This is a genomic window from Paracoccus homiensis (assembly GCF_900111675.1).
GTDB lineage: Bacteria > Pseudomonadota > Alphaproteobacteria > Rhodobacterales > Rhodobacteraceae > Paracoccus > Paracoccus homiensis.
On the sequence record NZ_FOHO01000006.1, the window covers coordinates 209,225 to 225,223 of the forward strand.

Sequence of the window (15,999 nt, forward strand, 5' to 3'; positions counted from 1 at the left end):
GTGAAAAAGTGGTTAACTGCCGCCATGTAGCGGCAGATATTCCATCATCTCGCCTTTCGCGCGTGCGCGATCCCCCGAGGGCCGCACCAACAGCGCATCAGCCTGTGACAGGATCGACAGCAGTGATGAATCCTGACGGTCGAACGGGGTGATGGTCGGCTGCCCATCTTGCCGGTCCAGTTTGGCGCGAAGATAATGCTGGCGATTTCCTTCTGCGACCAAATCGACGCCAAGCATCGCCTTGCGCGTCTGATCCAGATCCGTGAACCCCTGCATCCTTCGGATAAGAGGTTGCATGAATATCTTTCCGCAAACAATTGACGATACTGGATTTCCAGGCAGTCCAAGCATCGCGGTTCCGTGCAGGTCGCCAGCCATCAACGGCTTGCCCGGGCGCATCGCGATCTTGTAGAAGGCGCGTTCCAGACCCAGTTCCGCGGCGACCTTTCCGACCAGATCGTGATCGCCGACCGAGGCCCCGCCGATGGTGATCAGAAGATCGGCATCCCGTGCCATGTGAAAGCATTCGCGCAGGCTGTGTTCGGTATCTGCGGCGATGGGCAGAAGCGTGGTTTCGGCGCCGACCTCTTGCGCCAGCGCGGCGATGGCCAGGTCGTTGGAGCTGATGATCTGACCATCACGCGGGGTGTCGCCGGGGCGGACAAGCTCATCCCCGCTGGCCATGATCGCGACCTTCGGGCGACGCGCGACCATCACCTGCGGCACGTTCATCGCGGCAAGAAGCCCGATATCCGCCGCAGTCAGCCGGCGGCCTGCGGGAAGTTCGTCTGCCTCGGCGAAGTCGCAGCCCCGGCTGCGGATATGCGTGCCATGCGAGGCTTCGGTGATCGTCAGAAGATCGCCTTCGCGCCGGGTATTTTCCTGCATCTCGACGCGGTCAAAGCCATCGGGAACCGCCGCGCCGGTAAAGATGCGGATGGCTGTGCCGGGCTGGGCAGTGCCGGTCCAGGGATGACCTGCGGCGGCTTCACCGACAATGCGCAGGCTCTGGCCCGCATCTGCGCTGCGCCATGCATAGCCGTCCATTGCCGCCGCGTTGAACGGCGGCTGCGTCATGCGCGAGACTGCCGGTTCAAGCAGGATCCGTCCCAACGCATTTTCCAGCCCGATCAGTTCGGGTTTCGGCTGCGGCGCCAGTGCAAGAACCCGCTGCAAGGCCTCGTCGACAGAGATCATGTCGCGGCCTCGTAATCGCCCGACTTGCCGCCGGATTTGCGGACCAGCCGAATGCCTTCGATCTGCATCGATTTCTCGGCCGCTTTCAGCATGTCATAGATGGTCAGGCAGGCGGTGCTGACGGCGGTCAGGGCCTCCATCTCGACGCCGGTGCGGCCGGTCGTGCGCACGGTCGCGGTGACGCGGATCCCGGGAAGGTCCGTGTCGGGCGTCAGGTCCAGCGAGACCTTGCTGATCGGCAGGGGGTGGCACAGCGGGATCAGGTCCGAGGTACGCTTGGCCCCCATGATCCCGGCCAGTCGGGCGACGCCGAGAACGTCGCCCTTCGCGGCCCCGCCCTGCGCCAGCGCCAGCGTTTCCGCACGCATCACGACGCAGCCTTCGGCCGTCGCTTCGCGCGTCGTCTCGGCCTTGGCAGAGACATCGACCATATGCGCCTGACCGGCACTGTCGAAATGTGTCAGGCTCATGTCGCGGCACCGGTCTTGACGTTCAGAATGGCGCGGGTGGCTGCGGCCACGTCCGGCTGACGCATCATGCTTTCGCCGATCAGGAAGCGATGCGCGCCGACCTGCATCATCTGGTCCAGATCATCCGCTGTGAACAAACCGCTTTCACAGACGATATCGCGATCATCGGGAATACGTGGCGCAAGTTCGCGCGTTACATGAAGTGTTACATCGAACGTCTTGAGATTTCTGTTGTTTATCCCGATCATCCGAGACTTCAATTGCAGCGCGCGGTCCAGTTCCTCGGCATTGTGGACCTCGATCAGCGCATCCATGCCCCAGTGCTGGGCGGCGTCTTCCAGGTCGCGGGCAAGACTGTCCTCGACCGAGGCCATGATGATCAGGATGCAGTCCGCGCCCCAGGCGCGCGCCTCGGCGACCTGATAGGTGTCATACATGAAATCCTTGCGCAGCGCGGGCAGGTCGCAGGCCGCGCGTGCATCGGCCAAAAATTCCGGCGCACCCTGAAAGCTGGGCTTGTCGGTCAGCACGGACAGGCAGGCCGCGCCGCCGTCCTGATAGGCACGCGCCAAGGCGGGCGGATCGAAATCGGGACGGATCAGGCCTTTGGACGGGCTGGCCTTCTTGATTTCGGCGATCAGTGCGGGTCCATGCCGCGCCTTGTCGGACAATGCCTGCGCAAATCCGCGCGGGGCGGACGCGGCGCGGGCGTCGGCTTCGATATCGGCAAGCGGTCGCGCGGCCTTCGCAGCGGCGATCTCTTCCAGTTTATAGGCTTTGATCTTGTCGAGAATATCCATGCTGTCGTTCTAGCCGTGCTTTGCGAAGGGGAAAAGGGCGGTCAGGCCGCCCAGTCGATCTGGGGCAGGCGCTGAGCTTGTAGCCAGGTGTTGACCTGGCTGAAGGGGCGGCTGCCGAAAAAGCCGCGCCGCGCCGACAGGGGCGAGGGATGCGCCGATGCGATCACCAGATCCTGTGGCCGGGGCAGATCACCCACTGCCTTTTGTGCATGGGCGCCCCACAGGATAAAGGCCGTCGGGCCGTGTCGCTGCGCCTCGGCGACGGCTTGACGGGTCAGCGCGTCCCAGCCCCAGCGCGCATGAACCCCTGCCTGACCGGGCAGTACCGACAGGGAAGTGTTCAGTAACAGCACGCCCTGTTCTGCCCAGCCGGAAAGATCGCCGGTGATGGGCGCGGTGCCGATATCCTGAACCATTTCGGCAAAGATGTTTTTCAGCGAGCGCGGCAAGGCGATACCGGGGTTTACGGAAAATGCCAGGCCATTGGCATGTCCGGGGGTCGGGTAGGGGTCCTGACCCAGAATGATCACGCGGGCCTGTTGTGGCGATGTCGCCTGCAAGGCGGCAAACAGGTGGCCCGGGCCGGGAAGCCAATCGTCCAATTCCGCAAGACGATCACGCAGGACCGGCCAGTCCTGTTCGAAGAAGGGCAGATGCGCCCAGGCGGCGGGCGGTGTCACGCTTCGGGGGGGCCGGTCACTTCGGCCAGTTCGACAAGCTTTACCTTTGCAGCGCCGCTGTCCAGTGATTGCGCGGCCAATTCCGCGCCCTGTCGCAGGTCGTCTGCCTTCTCGGCGATCAACAGGGCTGCCGCGGCATTCAGCAGGACCGCATCGCGATAGGCACCCTTTTCACCGTCCAGCAAGGCACGGAAGGCGGCGGCGTTGTAGGACGGCTCGCCGCCCATGATCGACTCGAACGGGTGGCGGGGCAGGCCGGCATCCTCTGGCGTGACGATGAATTCCGACAACTTGCCATCCTTCAGCGCAACGACCTGCGTTTCGCCCGCGATGGTGATTTCGTCGGTGCCATCGCTGCCATGAACCAGCCACGCCGCATCCGAACCCAGATCGCGCAGAACCTCGGCCATCGGGCGGATCCAGTCGGCGCTGAAGGCACCGGTCAGCTGACGGCGCACAGCGCCGGGGTTGGTCAGCGGTCCCAGCAGGTTGAAGACGGTGCGGGTGCCAAGTTCGGTCCGGGGTGGGCCGACATGGCGCATGGCGGGGTGATGCATCGGCGCCATCATGAAGCAGATGCCCGCCCGGTCCAGCGCCATTTGCGAGGTCGCGGGACCGCCCATGACATTGATGCCCATCTGGGTCAGGGCATCCGCCGCGCCCGATTTCGACGACAGGTTGCGGTTGCCGTGCTTGGCGACCGGCACACCTGCGCCCGCCACCACGAATGCCGTCGCGGTCGAGATGTTCAGCGTGCCCTTGCCGTCGCCACCGGTGCCGACGATGTCCATCGCACCCTGCGGGGCGGTGATGCGGTTCATCCGGGCGCGCATGGCGCGGGCGGCGGCGGCGATTTCATCGACCGTTTCGCCGCGCACACGCAGGGCCATCAGCAAGCCGCCGATCTGCGCGGGGGTCGCCGCCCCGTCGAACAGGGCCGAGAACGCCGATTCGGCCTCGGGTCCGGTCAGGGGGCGCGTGGCGGCGATCCCGATCAGCGGGCGGATATCTGTTGTCATGCGGCTTTCTCGCGCGGGGTGCAGCGGGCAAGGAAATTGCGGATCATGTCATGGCCATGTTCCGAGGCGATGGATTCGGGGTGGAACTGCACACCCTCGATCGGCAGATCCTCGTGGATCAGGCCCATGATGGTGCCGTCATCGGAATGGGCGGTCACGCGCAGGCAATTGGGCAGGCTTTCCGGCTGTACCGTCAGCGAATGATACCGTGTCGCGTTCAACGGCGAGGGCAGGCCGGTAAAGACCCCGGTGCCGTCATGGGTGACCGCATCGACCTTGCCATGCAGGATGCGGTTGGCGCGAACGACCTTGCCGCCAAAGGCCTCGCCAATGGCCTGATGGCCCAGGCAGACCCCGAACAGCGGAATGTTGCGGTCGGCCGCAGCCCGGATCAGGTCCAGGCAGATGCCCGCCTGCGCCGGATCGCAGGGACCGGGCGAGATCACGATCCCGTCGGGTTCCAATGCCAGCGCCTGTTCCACGGTCAGGGCATCGTTGCGCCTGACGGTCACGTCGGCGCCTGCCTCGCCCATGTAATGTACAAGGTTCCAGGTAAAGCTGTCGTAATTGTCGATCAGAAGGATCATCGTCTCGCCTAGGTCGCGCGGTGGTTTCCCCCCGCAAATCGGTTCGCTATAGATGGTCCAAAGCGCGACGGGGGGTCAAGCCCGCGCAAGGGATGGAAGGGGCGATGGCAGGCGGTTTCTGGTCAGGTTTGCTGCACGGCAGCGTGATCTGTGTGGTCGCGTTGGCGGGATTGTCGTTGATGGCGCCCCGAACGCCGGTGGTTTCGCAGCCCGACTCGCGGGTGGAAAAGCCTGCTTCACCCCCGCCGCCGCAGGATCGGCCTGATCGTCCCGCCGCATCCGACATCGATCTGCCTGCCGGTTCCGAATTCGGGCGGGCCGGTGATCTGCCGCCGCAATCGCCGCAACCGCTGATCGCGCCCGCGGGACGGCTGGATCAGACCGAGGCCCCCGCCGTCACCCCACCCGAGGCAGAACCCGCGCCCCTTGCGGTCAATGATCCGGTCGCCCGTCCGCATGCGGATGACGGGATCGGTGCCGATCAGGGGCCGACCCAGCCTGCGGTGGCGCAAGGCGAAGCGCGGGCCGATTTCACCCGACCGTCGGCCTCGCTGGCGCCCGCGGCGCAAGACGGACCCGCGGCGCCAAGCTTTGCGGCGCCGGACGTGCTGCCGGATACTTATCCGGTGGCCAGCCCCGCCGCCGAGCCTGAACCGACGGATGTGCTGCCCATCGCGCCAAGCCAAACCCCCGGTCTGTCGCGTCCCGCGCTGGATCTGTCCACGCCGCCTGACCTGTCAGACCTGAAATAACTGGATCGGAACTGAAGATGAAACTGAACCCCGCCATGGCCGCCACCTTCGCGCCCCCGGTCATGGAAGCGCGCCGCTGGCTGTCCGAGGTGACGATCCCCGCCGATCTGCCGCTGATCAATGTCAGCCAGGCCGCACCGGTCGATCCGCCGCCCGAGGGCCTGCGCCGCGCCATCGCCGAGGCCGCGCTGTCGCTGCCCGAGGCGCATCTTTACGGTCCCGTTCTTGGCAATGACGATCTGCGTCAGGCCGTCGCGCAGGAATTCAGCCGCGCCTATGGCGGCGCGATCGGGGCGCGCAACGTGGCGATCACGCAGGGATGCAATCAGGCGTTCTGTGCCACGATGGCGACGCTGGCGGGGGCCGGCGATGACGTGATCCTGCCGACGCCGTGGTATTTCAATCACAAGATGTGGCTGGACATGCAGGGCGTCACCACCCAGCCCTTGTCCTGCGGACCTGACATGCTGCCCGACCCCGAACGGGCCGCGGCAATGATCGGGCCGCGCACGCGGGCAATCGTGCTGGTCACCCCGAACAATCCTTCGGGCGCGGAATATCCGGCCGAACTGGTGGCGCGTTTCTTCGATCTGTGTCAGCGGCATGGTCTTGCGCTGGTCGTGGACGAAACCTATCGCGATTTCGACAGCCGCGACGGCGCACCCCATGATCTGTTGGCGCGCACCGATTGGGACGGGACGCTGATCCAGCTTTACAGCTTTTCCAAGGCCTATCGCCTGACCGGCCATCGTGTCGGGGCGCTGATCGCATCCGTCGCACGCATGGCGGAAATCGAGAAATTTCTGGATACGATCGCCATCTCGCCCTCGCAACTGGGGCAGATCGGTGCGCTGTGGGGGATGCAGAACCTTGGTGACTGGCTTGCCGGCGAGCGCGCCGAGATTCTTGCGCGTCGGCAGGCGACAGAGCAGGCGATCACCGCGTTGGATGGCTGGGTCCTGAAATCCGCCGGTGCCTATTTCGCGTGGGTTCAGCACCCTTCGGCCAGATCCTCGGCCGATCTGGCGCGCGACATGGTCGGCCAGATCGGCGTTCTGGCCCTGCCCGGAACGATGTTTACGCCCGATGGTGATCCTGTCGGGCAACAGCATATGCGCCTGGCCTTCGCCAATATTGATCGCGCCGAAATTACTGAATTGGCCGAAAGGCTTGCCCAGATCCGCGCCTGAACACTTGTGGCCGCCCGACCTGCGGCCTAAAGACAGCGCTGACACGACCCCAAGGAAGGCCGCGCCATGAAAAACCTGCGCACGCATGGAAAATCCACGATCGTCTGGCTGCTGATGGGCATGCTGGTCCTTGGCCTTGGGGGCTTTGGCGTGACCAGCTTCTCGGGCGGTTCGTCCGAGATCGGCTCGGTCGGTGGAACCAAGGTGACCGCGAATGATTACGCGCGGGCGCTGACGAACCAGATTCAGGCCTATTCGCAGCAGGCAGGCCAGCAGGTGACCATGGCGCAGGCGCAGGCCATCGGCCTGCCGCAGTCGATCCAGGCGCAATTGTTCACCGCCGCCGCCCTGGGCGAACAGGCCCGCAGGATCGGTGTTTCGGTCGGCGATCAGCGCGTCGTCCGGTCGATTTCGCAGGCCGACGGCTTCAAGGGCCCGAATGGCAGCTTTGACCGCGCGGCCTATGGTGCGGTTCTGCGCAATCAGGGTCTGAGCGAAGGTGAATTCGAGGAACAGGTTCGTCAGGACGAAGCGCGCCTGCTGTTGCAACGTGCCGTGATCGGGGGCGTGACCGCCCCGCAACCCCTGGTCGAGCAGACCGCAGGCTGGCTGCTGGAGCGGCGCGATATCAGCTGGCACGAACTGACGGAAGAAGAGCTTGCCGCCCCGGTCGAGGATCCGGATGAAGCGACACTGAAATCCTGGCACGAGGCCAATGCCGCCCGTTTCACCGCGCCCGAAACCCGCAAGATCACCTATGTCTGGCTGACGCCCGAGATGTTGCAGGATGAGGTCGATCTGGACGAGGCCGCGTTGCGTGACAGCTATGAACAGCGCATCGACGAATTCCAGCAACCCGAACGTCGCATCACCGGCCGCCTGATCTTCCCCTCGCTGGAAGAAGCCGAGGCCGCGAAAGCGCGTCTGGACAGTGGTGAGGTTCCGTTTGAAACCATCATCGCGGAACGCGGTCTTTCGGTCGATGAGATCGATCTGGGGGAAATGACCCAAGATGATCTGGGCGCGGCTGGCGAGTCGGTCTTCGCGCTGGACGGTCCGGGCGTCGTCGGCCCGATCCAGACCGATCTTGGCCCGGCGCTGTTTTCGATGAACGCCATTCTGGACCCGATCGACATCTCGTTCGAACAGGCGCAGGCGGACCTGCGAGGCGAGGCGGCGCTGGATCGGGCGGCCCGGATGATCGACGACCGCCTGGACGAATATGAGGACCTTCTGGCCGGTGGCGCGACCCTGGAAGATGTCGCCGCCGAGACGCCGATGGAGCTTGCCCAGATCGACTGGTCGGATGACATGAACCCCGATCACGGCAGCATCGCAGCCTATCCCGCCTTCCGCGAACAGGCCGTCGAAGTGACCGAGAACGATTTTCCGACATTGGAGCGTCTGAATGACGGCGGCATCTTTGCCATGCGTCTCGATGAGGTCGTCGCACCGACGCTGATCGCCTTTGACGAGATCCGGGACGAGGTCGCCGAGGATTGGCGCGCGGAAGAACAGCACCGTCAGTTGCTGGCCCGTGCCGAGGAACGCCGCGTCGAGGCCGCCGCCGACCCTGTGCCTGAAACCGATCAGCCCGAAGATGGTGACACCGCAGCGGCCGATGACAACAGCGCCCCCGTCGCCCTGACCTGGACGCAGGATACGGACCTGACCCGTGATGGCTGGATCGACGGGCTGCCCATGGATGTTCTGACGCAGGCCTTTGCCATCGACGAACCCGGTTCGGTCGAGGTCGTGGATGCTGGCAATCGTGTCTTTCTGGTTCGTCTGGACGCGGTTCACGCCGCCGATCTGGGCACCGAGGACGGGGTGCGTGTCTCATCCGCCGTGCAGCAGCGGCTGGGCCAGTCGCTGCAAACCGATATCTTCGACTATTATGCCCGCGCCGCGCAGCGTCAGGCCGGGATCGAAGTCAATCAATCGGCGATCAACGCCATCAACGCACAGATCCAGTGATGAATCTTTCGCCTGAGTTCACGGATTTCGAGGCCGGCTGGGCCGAAGGTCGCAACCAACTGGTCACGATCCGTCTTGCCGCCGATCTGGACACGCCGGTCAGCCTGATGCTGAAACTGGCCGAGGCCGCCCCGATGAGCTTTATGCTGGAATCGGTCACGGGTGGCGAGGTGCGGGGCCGTTACTCGATCGTCGGCATGAAGCCCGATCTGATCTGGCAATGTCGCGACGGCAAGGCAACGATCAATCGCAGCGCCCGTTTTGCCGATGATTTCCAGCCCGATGACCGCCCCGCATTGGACAGCCTGCGCGCGCTGATCGCGGAAAGCCGGATCGATCCGATGCCTGACGGCGTGCCACCGGTGGCAGCCGGGCTGTTCGGCTATCTGGGTTACGACATGATCCGGCTGGTTGAACATCTGCCGAATGTGAACCCGGATCCGCTGAATCTGCCCGACGCGATGATGATGCGGCCCTCGGTCGTGGCGGTTCTGGATGGCGTCAAGGGCGAGGTGACGCTGTGCGCCCCCGCGTGGCACGACGGCAGCGACAATGCCCGTGCTGCCTATGCCCGCGCCGCCGAACGGGTCATGGATGCGCTGCGATCACTGGACCGTCAGCCGACCGAGCCGCGCGCCCTGGGCCAGGACGCGAAGATCGGCGAGCCGATCTCGAATTTCGCCAAGCCCGACTATCTGGCCGCGGTCGAAAAGGCCAAGGAATATATCAGCGCGGGCGACATCTTTCAGGTGGTTCCGTCGCAGCGTTGGCGCATGGATTTTCCGCTGCCGCCCTTCACGCTGTATCGCAGCCTGCGTCGCACCAATCCTTCGCCCTTCATGTTCTTTCTGAACATGGGCGGTTTCCAGATCGTCGGTGCCAGCCCCGAGATCCTTGTTCGTCTGCGCGAGGGCGAAGTGACCGTGCGGCCGATTGCCGGCACGCGTCCGCGCGGCGCCGATGAAGCCGAGGATCGCGTCCTTGAAGCCGATTTGCTGGGCGACCAGAAGGAACTGGCCGAGCATCTGATGCTGCTTGATCTGGGCCGCAACGATGTCGGGCGCGTCGCACGCCCCGGCACCGTGCGCCCGACCGAGCAGTTCACGATCGAGCGTTACAGCCACGTCATGCATATCGTCTCGAACGTGGTGGGCGAATTGCGTGAGGGTGAAGATGCGCTGTCCGCGCTGCTGGCCGGGTTGCCTGCGGGGACTGTCTCCGGGGCGCCCAAGGTGCGCGCGATGGAGATCATCGACGAGTTGGAGCCCGAAAAGCGCGGGGTCTACGCCGGTGGCGTCGGCTATTTTGCCGCCAATGGCGAGATGGACATGTGCATCGCGCTGCGCACCGGGGTCATCAAGGATCAGGCGCTGTATATTCAGGCCGGTGGCGGCGTCGTCTATGACAGCGACCCCGAGGCCGAGTTTCAGGAAACCGTGAATAAAAGCAAAGCCTTGGCGCGGGCGGCAGAGGGCGCTGCACGCTTTGTCCGCGGAAATGGCTAGGATATGAAAAAGGCGGTCCCGAAGGACCGCCTTTCTTGTCTGCGTGGCGCGGCTTAGTTGGCCGGCTGCTCTTCGGGCATTTCCTCTGCTTCGGTCGCAGCGGCGCCGTCCATTGCCTCTTCGGCGTCAACTTCACCCTCGGCCGGGGTCATGCTGTCGGCGGCTGCCGGGTCCATCGTGTCGGTGCCACCTTCGGCAGGTGCGATCGCGTCCGTACCGCCCATCGCATCGCCTTCTGCGGGGGCCATGGCGTCACCTTCGGCGGGTGCCATCGGATCGCCTGCGGCAGGTGCCATCGGGTCGGTCGCCATGGCATCGTCACCTGCTGCCGGGGCCATCTCGCCTTCGGCCGCCGGGGCCGATTCCTGATCGCGGAACACGTATTCCGGCGCGGCGTCGGCTTCGTCCTTGGTCAGTTCGCTGGTGATTTCCTGCGCGTCATAGTTCACGGTCAGGGTTTCCCAAGGCACGGCGATCTGCTTTTCACCGATGCCGAGGAAGCCACCGACACCGATCACGGCGGCGATCATGCTGCCGCTTTCGCCATCGACGATCAGGTCGTTGATGTCGCCGATCCCTTCGCCATCGGGCGAGGTGACGGTGGCGTCGGTAATCCAGTCAAGACGCAGTTCATTTGCGGCTTGCTGCTGGGCAACCTTGCCGCTGGCGGCGACTTCCTGGGCCATGGCCTCTTGTTCGGCTGCCGCAGCATCCGCGTCGGTCGTTTCCTCGGCGCCTGCCTCGGGCATTGCCGTGCTGTCCATCTGCGCCGAGCTTTCGTCGGCAGCAGTGGCCGCGGGATCGGCGGCAGTGTCTTGGGCATAGGCAGCCGTCATCGACAGGGGCAGGGCAAAAGCGGTGGTCAAAAGAAGCTTACGCATGTCTTCCTCCAGTTAGTTCAACGTCCTCCGCCACGTCGGCGGCGCGTTTCGGGAAGACAATGACGGGCCCCGTATCGCAGTTCCTTGGACTGACAAATGATGTGCGGAAACGCGCCAAAGGTCCGTTTCCCAGGCGGTGTCCTGAGAATGTCGGAATCTATTATTACCATTTTAGATCATAGGGTTGCACTGTGTATTTCGTTCTCGCAAATACTTGCCGGAAAACTGGATGCGTCGCGCAGACAAAAGCCGCCCAACGCGAATTGGGCGGCCTGGACAGGTGATGGGGCTGGTTTCCGGGCCTAGTCGTCGCCGCGGAACGGCTGAACATATTGCAGCGCCATGTCCCAGGGGAAGAAGATCCAGGTGTCCTGGCTGACCTCGGTCACATAGCTTTTGACCATCGGCTTGCCCTTCGGCTTGGCATAGACGGTCGCCAGATGCGCCTTGGGATACATCTGGTGGATAAGTTCCAGCGTCCGACCGGAATCGACCAGATCATCGACGACCAGTATGCCCTCGCCATCGCCCATCAGTTCGGCATCCGGCTGTTTCAGCACTTCCAGCTGGCCCTGACCCGCCTCGTTGCCGACGCCCTTGTAGGACCGGATCGAGATCGTATCGATGGTGCGAATGTCCAGTTCGCGCGCGACGATCATGGCCGGTACAAGTCCGCCACGGGTCACGGCCACGACCGCACGCCACGGGGTTCCGTCCAGCCGCCAGGCCAGTGCGCGTGCATCGCGGTGCAGTTGGTCCCAGCTTACATGAAAGCCTTTTTCGTGGGGCAGGCGGTCCATCATCTTGTTCTCCTTCAGTGGCGCAGGATCAGCGACAGACCCAATGCGCCTATCAGCGCAGCGGCCACGCGGTCGATCCACAGCTTCGCAGCATAATAACGCCGCCGCAGTAGCGGCAAAGCCATAAGACAGGCAAGCCCCGTATAGAAGGACATCTCGACCGTCAGCGCGGTTGCATAGATTGCCGCCTTGTCGCTTGCCCCGATCTGGGCGGGAAAGATCGACAGCAGCACCGCCGAATAGAACAATGCGGGCTTGGGGTTCGACAGGTTCAGGATCAAGCCGCCCAGAAAACCGGTGCCGCGGCGCGATTCGGCCGGGTCGGGCAGGGGATCGGGTGCCCCGCGCCACATCTTCCAGGCGATCCAGACCAGATAGGCGCCGCCCAGCACCTTCAGGACAACGAAGGTCCAGGGCAGGATGCGGAACAGGACCGTCAGACCCAGAAGCGAGAACAGGCACCAAAGCGACGCGCCAAGCGCCAGACCCCAGCCATAGGGCAGGGCGCGCCTGCGCCCCATCGAGAACGCGCTTTGGCTGACGGCGATGACGCCGGGGCCGGGCGACAGGATCGCCACGGCCAAGGTGCTGACGAACAGCGCCAGTTGCTCGACCGTGACGATCAAGATCCTAGTCCTTCTTGACGGTGGCGATGTCGGGCGCGTCCACCGCCTTCATGCCGACGACGTGGTAGCCCGCATCGACGTGGTGGGTTTCGCCGGTCACGCCCGCACCCAGATCCGACAGCAGGTACAGCGCAGAATTGCCGACATCTTCCTGCGTCACATTGCGGCGCAGGGGCGAATTCAGCTCATTCCACTTCATGATATAGCGGAAATCGCCGATCCCGGATGCGGCCAGCGTGCGGATCGGACCCGCGCTGATCGCGTTCACGCGGATGGCGTCCTTGCCGAAATCCTCGGCCAGGTAACGGACGCTGGCTTCCAGCGCCGCCTTGGCGACACCCATCACATTATAGTGCGGCATCACGCGTTCGGCGCCGTAATAGGTCAGCGTCAGCAGCGAGCCGCCATCGGTCATCATCGCCGCCGCACGCTTGGCCACGGTGGTGAACGAAAACACCGAGATGTCCATCGTCTTAAGAAAATTGTCGCGCGTCGTTTCCGCATAGCGGCCGCGCAGCTGGTCCTTGTCGGAAAAGCCGATGGCATGGACCAGAAAGTCCATCTTGCCCCATTCGTCCTGCAAGCGGTTGAAAAGCAACTCAATCGAGTCCTCGTCGCCCACGTCGCAGGGCAGCACCAGATCCGAACCCAGTTGTTCCGCCAGCGGGCCGACGCGCTTTTTCAGCGCCTCGCCCTGATAGGAAAACGCCAGATCGGCACCTTCACGCGCAAGGGCGTTCGCAATTCCCCAGGCGATGGATTTGTCATTTGCAAGGCCCATGATCAGACCGCGCTTACCGGCCATCAGGCCATTCTTCTGCTCGCTTGACATGTCCTGTCCCTCGCGCTTTCAACCTTCTGCGATGTGATTAGGACAAGTGTCATGCCGCATCAAGAAGGCAAGGAGATCCAGATGGCTGATCGCGACGGAATTTTTGCGGGCGACGACCCGTTTCAGATTGCACGGACCTGGCTGGCCGAGGCCGAGAAATCCGAGCCGAACGACCCCAATGCCATTGCCCTAGCCACGGTGGATGCGGATGGCCTGCCCGATGTGCGGATGGTCTTGTTGAAGGAAATCGACGGCGGGCCGGACGATGGCGCCTTTGTGTTCTACACCAATTATGACAGCGCCAAGGGGCAGCAGATCGCCCAGACCGGCAAGGCGTCCTTCGTGATGCACTGGAAAAGCCTGCGTCGGCAGATCCGTGTGCGCGGGACGGTCAAGAAGGAACAGGGCGATCGCGCCGACGCCTATTTCCGCAGCCGTGCGCTGCAAAGCAGGCTTGGGGCCTGGGCGTCGAAACAGTCGCAGCCCCTTGAAGGGCGCGGAACGCTTGTCGCGGCGGCGACGCGCCAAGCCGTGTTGCAGGGCACAAATCCTGCGCGACCGCCATTTTGGGGTGGCTTCCGCATCGCGCCGGTTCAGATCGAATTCTGGGCCGATGGTGCGTTTCGCCTGCATGACAGGTTCCGCTGGACCAGGGACGCGAAAAACCGCTGGTTTTCAACCCGTCTCTACCCGTAGGGGTTGACCGAACCATTTTTTCGTTCGACCATTGGTTTGTTCGTGACGCCAATGTCACGGACGGAAATGTTGACGTAATGTTATGCGCATATCAATTTTCTTGAATTGGTTTTGCAGCTTCACTAAGGTTTGCATTCTGGTGCGCGTAGCGCTGTAAACGGTGTGATGATGACGACGGTTGAGACGGAAGCAAAGCAAGTTACGGGCATGGTCAAGTGGTTTGATCCTGCCAAAGGCTATGGCTTTGTTCTGAATGACGAAGGCGGTGCCGACATTCTGCTGCATGGCAATGTCCTGCGGAACTTCGGGCGCAGTTCGGTTGCTGACCAGTCGCATGTCACAATTCTGGTGCAGCCGACGACTCGTGGCCTTCAGGCGATCGAAGTTCTTGAAATTTCGCCGCCCAAGACGGATGGCACGCCACCGATTGCCGATCTGGATGCCGAGATTATCGAACATCTAGACTCGCTGCCGCTGCGTCCTGCGCGGGTAAAGTGGTTCGACAAGGCCAAGGGCTTTGGTTTCGCCAATATCTTCGGCATGCCGGATGATATCTTCATTCATATCGAAGTTCTGCGCCATTCGGGCTTTTCGGATCTCGCCATCGGCGAAGCCGTGGGTATCCGGGTGATCGAGGGACCGCGCGGTCTTATGGCGGCGCAGATCGTCGGCTGGGGCGTTGCTGCCGAGAACGGCAATGACGACCTGATGCCGCAAGGTTCGATGTCGAACCAGGATCAGGATGATTTTCTGGCGCATGTCGCCGAGTAGATCTCTCAACATTGCCATATTCCTTGGCTTCGCTTTGCTGAGTGCGGGCGGGGCAGGGGCCGCGACAACCTGTGCGATGGATCGCGCCGTGTTCTTCGGCAAGGACGGCGCTGTATCATTCGACGTCGAAATCGCAGATGACGATGCCGAGCGTGCGCAAGGCCTGATGTTTCGGAAAAAATTACCGGCCCATCATGGAATGCTGTTCATTTATGACACGCCCCGCGAGGTTGCGTTCTGGATGCGGAACACGCTTATCCCGCTGGATCTGATCTTTCTCGATGAGCATGGTGTCGTGCGACATATTCACCAGAATGCGCGCCCCTTGGACGAAACACCGATACCGGGTGCCGTGGCGCAAGATCCTGATCCCGAACGCCTGATGGTTCTGGAAATTTCGGGTGGTGACGCGGAACGCCTTGGCATTCAGCCGGGGCAGTCAATGGCGCATCCTCGACTGGATCAGACAAAAGCGGCGCGTCCTTGCAACTGACCCTTTCCGTTCCAGGATCTATCCGCTAGAAGCAGCCGAGTCGGGGCGTAGCGCAGCCTGGTAGCGCGACGGTTTTGGGTACCGTAGGTCGGAGGTTCGAATCCTCTCGCCCCGACCAGCACTTAGCCTAGTTTCATGCAGGCCGTTTTACAGCTTCTTTTAGTCCGTCCGACATCGCAGGTGACAGCGCTACAAAGCGCTCGATCACCTCGGTCGCATGCTTCACGGGCCATCCCATGTGTGTTGCGATCTCCTTCAGATCAGCTCCCGCCTCCAGCAGTCGGGTGGCGGTCGTTCTGCGCGCATCATAGAGAGTATCCCTCCGGCGGAGGCCGACTGACGGGGTTTCGGCGTCAGTGCTAAGCCCGACCTTACGGCCGATCGTAAGTTCAGACCCGAGATCGAAGTCCTCTCTGCCGCGGATGTGCCGCGTCGGCGATATTGGAGTGATACGGATAAGATCCGGATCGTGGAGGAGAGTTTTCTGGGGCATCGCCAGGTGGCGGCAACGGCACCGCGGCATGGTGTGTCGCGGTCTCTGCTGACGATATGGCGGCGGCAGTATCGCGACGGTGAGCTTGGCGACGAGACGCCGCCTTCATTCATCCCGCTGGCGGTTTCGCCAATGGCGCCTGCGGCAGTGCTCGCGACTGCCCATGAGACACCGCGCGACACCCCGGACGTTCAGCTCGAGATCGTGCTGAGGAACGGGCGGCGGCTTCT

Annotated in this window: 18 protein-coding genes and 1 tRNA gene; 9 read left to right on the forward strand and 10 right to left on the reverse strand. The window is 63.2% G+C overall.

What is annotated here, in order from left to right:
- Window positions 1–12: 12 nt before the first annotated feature.
- The 6 genes from BMX67_RS10665 to BMX67_RS10690 are packed head-to-tail and all read right to left on the reverse strand — an operon-like array spanning window position 13 to window position 4,753.
- The gene (locus BMX67_RS10665) at window positions 13–1,197 is read right to left on the reverse strand and encodes a molybdopterin molybdotransferase MoeA (RefSeq protein WP_090734748.1); all 1,185 of its coding nucleotides are present in this window, start codon (window positions 1,195–1,197) and stop codon (window positions 13–15) included.
- Window positions 1,194–1,667: a cyclic pyranopterin monophosphate synthase MoaC gene (gene moaC, locus BMX67_RS10670; protein ID WP_090734750.1), complete on the reverse strand. Its 474-nt coding sequence runs from the start codon at window positions 1,665–1,667 to the stop codon at window positions 1,194–1,196. Before moaC ends, BMX67_RS10665 begins: the two co-directional genes overlap by 4 nt.
- Window positions 1,664–2,467 (reverse strand): indole-3-glycerol phosphate synthase TrpC, encoded by an 804-nt coding sequence (gene trpC, locus BMX67_RS10675; protein ID WP_090734752.1) that lies wholly within the window; start codon window positions 2,465–2,467, stop codon window positions 1,664–1,666. Before trpC ends, moaC begins: the two co-directional genes overlap by 4 nt.
- Window positions 2,468–2,508: 41 nt before the next feature.
- Window positions 2,509–3,147, reverse strand: a complete 639-nt coding sequence (locus BMX67_RS10680; RefSeq protein ID WP_090734754.1) for a uracil-DNA glycosylase — start codon at window positions 3,145–3,147, stop codon at window positions 2,509–2,511.
- Window positions 3,144–4,166, reverse strand: a complete 1,023-nt coding sequence (gene trpD, locus BMX67_RS10685) for an anthranilate phosphoribosyltransferase (RefSeq protein ID WP_090734755.1) — start codon at window positions 4,164–4,166, stop codon at window positions 3,144–3,146. Before trpD ends, BMX67_RS10680 begins: the two co-directional genes overlap by 4 nt.
- Window positions 4,163–4,753 (reverse strand): anthranilate synthase component II, encoded by a 591-nt coding sequence (locus tag BMX67_RS10690; RefSeq protein WP_090734757.1) that lies wholly within the window; start codon window positions 4,751–4,753, stop codon window positions 4,163–4,165. The genes trpD and BMX67_RS10690 overlap by 4 nt, the downstream gene beginning before the upstream one ends.
- Window positions 4,754–4,857: 104 nt before the next feature.
- Between BMX67_RS10690 and BMX67_RS10695 the strand changes: the two genes are divergently transcribed.
- From BMX67_RS10695 to trpE, 4 genes are all read left to right on the forward strand, one after another.
- Complete coding sequence (locus BMX67_RS10695) at window positions 4,858–5,505, forward strand: hypothetical protein (RefSeq protein ID WP_139206489.1); 648 nt, start codon at window positions 4,858–4,860, stop codon at window positions 5,503–5,505.
- Window positions 5,506–5,516: 11 nt separating this feature from the next.
- Window positions 5,517–6,695, forward strand: a complete 1,179-nt coding sequence (locus BMX67_RS10700) for an aminotransferase (protein ID WP_090734760.1) — start codon at window positions 5,517–5,519, stop codon at window positions 6,693–6,695.
- A 66-nt stretch (window positions 6,696–6,761) separates the two neighbouring features.
- A complete protein-coding gene (locus BMX67_RS10705; RefSeq protein ID WP_245739416.1) occupies window positions 6,762–8,672 on the forward strand; it encodes a peptidylprolyl isomerase in 1,911 nt (636 codons plus the stop codon).
- Window positions 8,672–10,177: an anthranilate synthase component I gene (gene trpE, locus BMX67_RS10710; protein ID WP_090734762.1), complete on the forward strand. Its 1,506-nt coding sequence runs from the start codon at window positions 8,672–8,674 to the stop codon at window positions 10,175–10,177. The genes BMX67_RS10705 and trpE overlap by 1 nt, the downstream gene beginning before the upstream one ends.
- A 53-nt stretch (window positions 10,178–10,230) precedes the next feature.
- On the opposite strand, the gene BMX67_RS10715 is transcribed toward trpE, so the two are convergent.
- From BMX67_RS10715 to fabI, 4 genes are all read right to left on the reverse strand, one after another.
- Window positions 10,231–11,058, reverse strand: coding sequence for a PRC-barrel domain-containing protein (locus BMX67_RS10715; RefSeq protein ID WP_090734763.1), 828 nt, complete (start codon window positions 11,056–11,058; stop codon window positions 10,231–10,233).
- 302 nt (window positions 11,059–11,360) lie between these two features.
- Window positions 11,361–11,861 (reverse strand): xanthine phosphoribosyltransferase, encoded by a 501-nt coding sequence (gene gpt, locus BMX67_RS10720; RefSeq protein WP_090734765.1) that lies wholly within the window; start codon window positions 11,859–11,861, stop codon window positions 11,361–11,363.
- An 11-nt stretch (window positions 11,862–11,872) separates the two neighbouring features.
- Entirely contained in the window at window positions 11,873–12,484 is a 612-nt protein-coding gene (locus tag BMX67_RS10725) for a LysE family translocator (protein ID WP_245739417.1), read from the reverse strand.
- Between the two features lie 4 nt (window positions 12,485–12,488).
- Complete coding sequence (fabI, locus tag BMX67_RS10730; protein ID WP_090734767.1) at window positions 12,489–13,316, reverse strand: enoyl-ACP reductase FabI; 828 nt, start codon at window positions 13,314–13,316, stop codon at window positions 12,489–12,491.
- An 81-nt stretch (window positions 13,317–13,397) separates the two neighbouring features.
- Here fabI and pdxH point away from each other — a divergent pair, with 81 nt between their 5' ends.
- The 5 genes from pdxH to BMX67_RS10755 all read left to right on the forward strand — a co-directional run.
- Complete coding sequence (gene pdxH / locus BMX67_RS10735; protein WP_090734798.1) at window positions 13,398–14,012, forward strand: pyridoxamine 5'-phosphate oxidase; 615 nt, start codon at window positions 13,398–13,400, stop codon at window positions 14,010–14,012.
- A 168-nt stretch (window positions 14,013–14,180) separates the two neighbouring features.
- Complete coding sequence (locus tag BMX67_RS10740; protein WP_090734799.1) at window positions 14,181–14,783, forward strand: cold-shock protein; 603 nt, start codon at window positions 14,181–14,183, stop codon at window positions 14,781–14,783.
- The gene (locus tag BMX67_RS10745) at window positions 14,755–15,276 is read left to right on the forward strand and encodes a DUF192 domain-containing protein (protein WP_245739418.1); all 522 of its coding nucleotides are present in this window, start codon (window positions 14,755–14,757) and stop codon (window positions 15,274–15,276) included. Before BMX67_RS10740 ends, BMX67_RS10745 begins: the two co-directional genes overlap by 29 nt.
- Window positions 15,277–15,317: 41 nt before the next feature.
- A tRNA-Pro gene (locus BMX67_RS10750) sits at window positions 15,318–15,394 on the forward strand.
- A 351-nt stretch (window positions 15,395–15,745) separates the two neighbouring features.
- Window positions 15,746–15,999: transposase (locus tag BMX67_RS10755; RefSeq protein ID WP_245739419.1), on the forward strand; the 254-nt coding region annotated here is incomplete at its 3' end.

Excerpts from the sequence above, each read along its gene's own strand:
- gpt (WP_090734765.1), bottom strand. The coding sequence starts at position 11,861 with ATGATGGACCGCCTGCCCCACGAAAAAGGCTTTCATGTAAGCTGGGAC.
- BMX67_RS10695 (WP_139206489.1), top strand. The coding sequence starts at position 4,858 with ATGGCAGGCGGTTTCTGGTCAGGTTTGCTGCACGGCAGCGTGATCTGT.
- pdxH (WP_090734798.1), top strand. The coding sequence starts at position 13,398 with ATGGCTGATCGCGACGGAATTTTTGCGGGCGACGACCCGTTTCAGATT.
- BMX67_RS10740 (WP_090734799.1), top strand. The coding sequence starts at position 14,181 with ATGACGACGGTTGAGACGGAAGCAAAGCAAGTTACGGGCATGGTCAAG.
- BMX67_RS10705 (WP_245739416.1), top strand. The coding sequence starts at position 6,762 with ATGAAAAACCTGCGCACGCATGGAAAATCCACGATCGTCTGGCTGCTG.
- moaC (WP_090734750.1), bottom strand. The coding sequence starts at position 1,667 with ATGAGCCTGACACATTTCGACAGTGCCGGTCAGGCGCATATGGTCGAT.
- fabI (WP_090734767.1), bottom strand. The coding sequence starts at position 13,316 with ATGTCAAGCGAGCAGAAGAATGGCCTGATGGCCGGTAAGCGCGGTCTG.
- trpE (WP_090734762.1), top strand. The coding sequence starts at position 8,672 with ATGAATCTTTCGCCTGAGTTCACGGATTTCGAGGCCGGCTGGGCCGAA.
- BMX67_RS10690 (WP_090734757.1), bottom strand. The coding sequence starts at position 4,753 with ATGATCCTTCTGATCGACAATTACGACAGCTTTACCTGGAACCTTGTA.
- BMX67_RS10665 (WP_090734748.1), bottom strand. The coding sequence starts at position 1,197 with ATGATCTCTGTCGACGAGGCCTTGCAGCGGGTTCTTGCACTGGCGCCG.
- BMX67_RS10745 (WP_245739418.1), top strand. The coding sequence starts at position 14,755 with ATGATTTTCTGGCGCATGTCGCCGAGTAGATCTCTCAACATTGCCATA.
- BMX67_RS10715 (WP_090734763.1), bottom strand. The coding sequence starts at position 11,058 with ATGCGTAAGCTTCTTTTGACCACCGCTTTTGCCCTGCCCCTGTCGATG.
- trpC (WP_090734752.1), bottom strand. The coding sequence starts at position 2,467 with ATGGATATTCTCGACAAGATCAAAGCCTATAAACTGGAAGAGATCGCC.
- trpD (WP_090734755.1), bottom strand. The coding sequence starts at position 4,166 with ATGACAACAGATATCCGCCCGCTGATCGGGATCGCCGCCACGCGCCCC.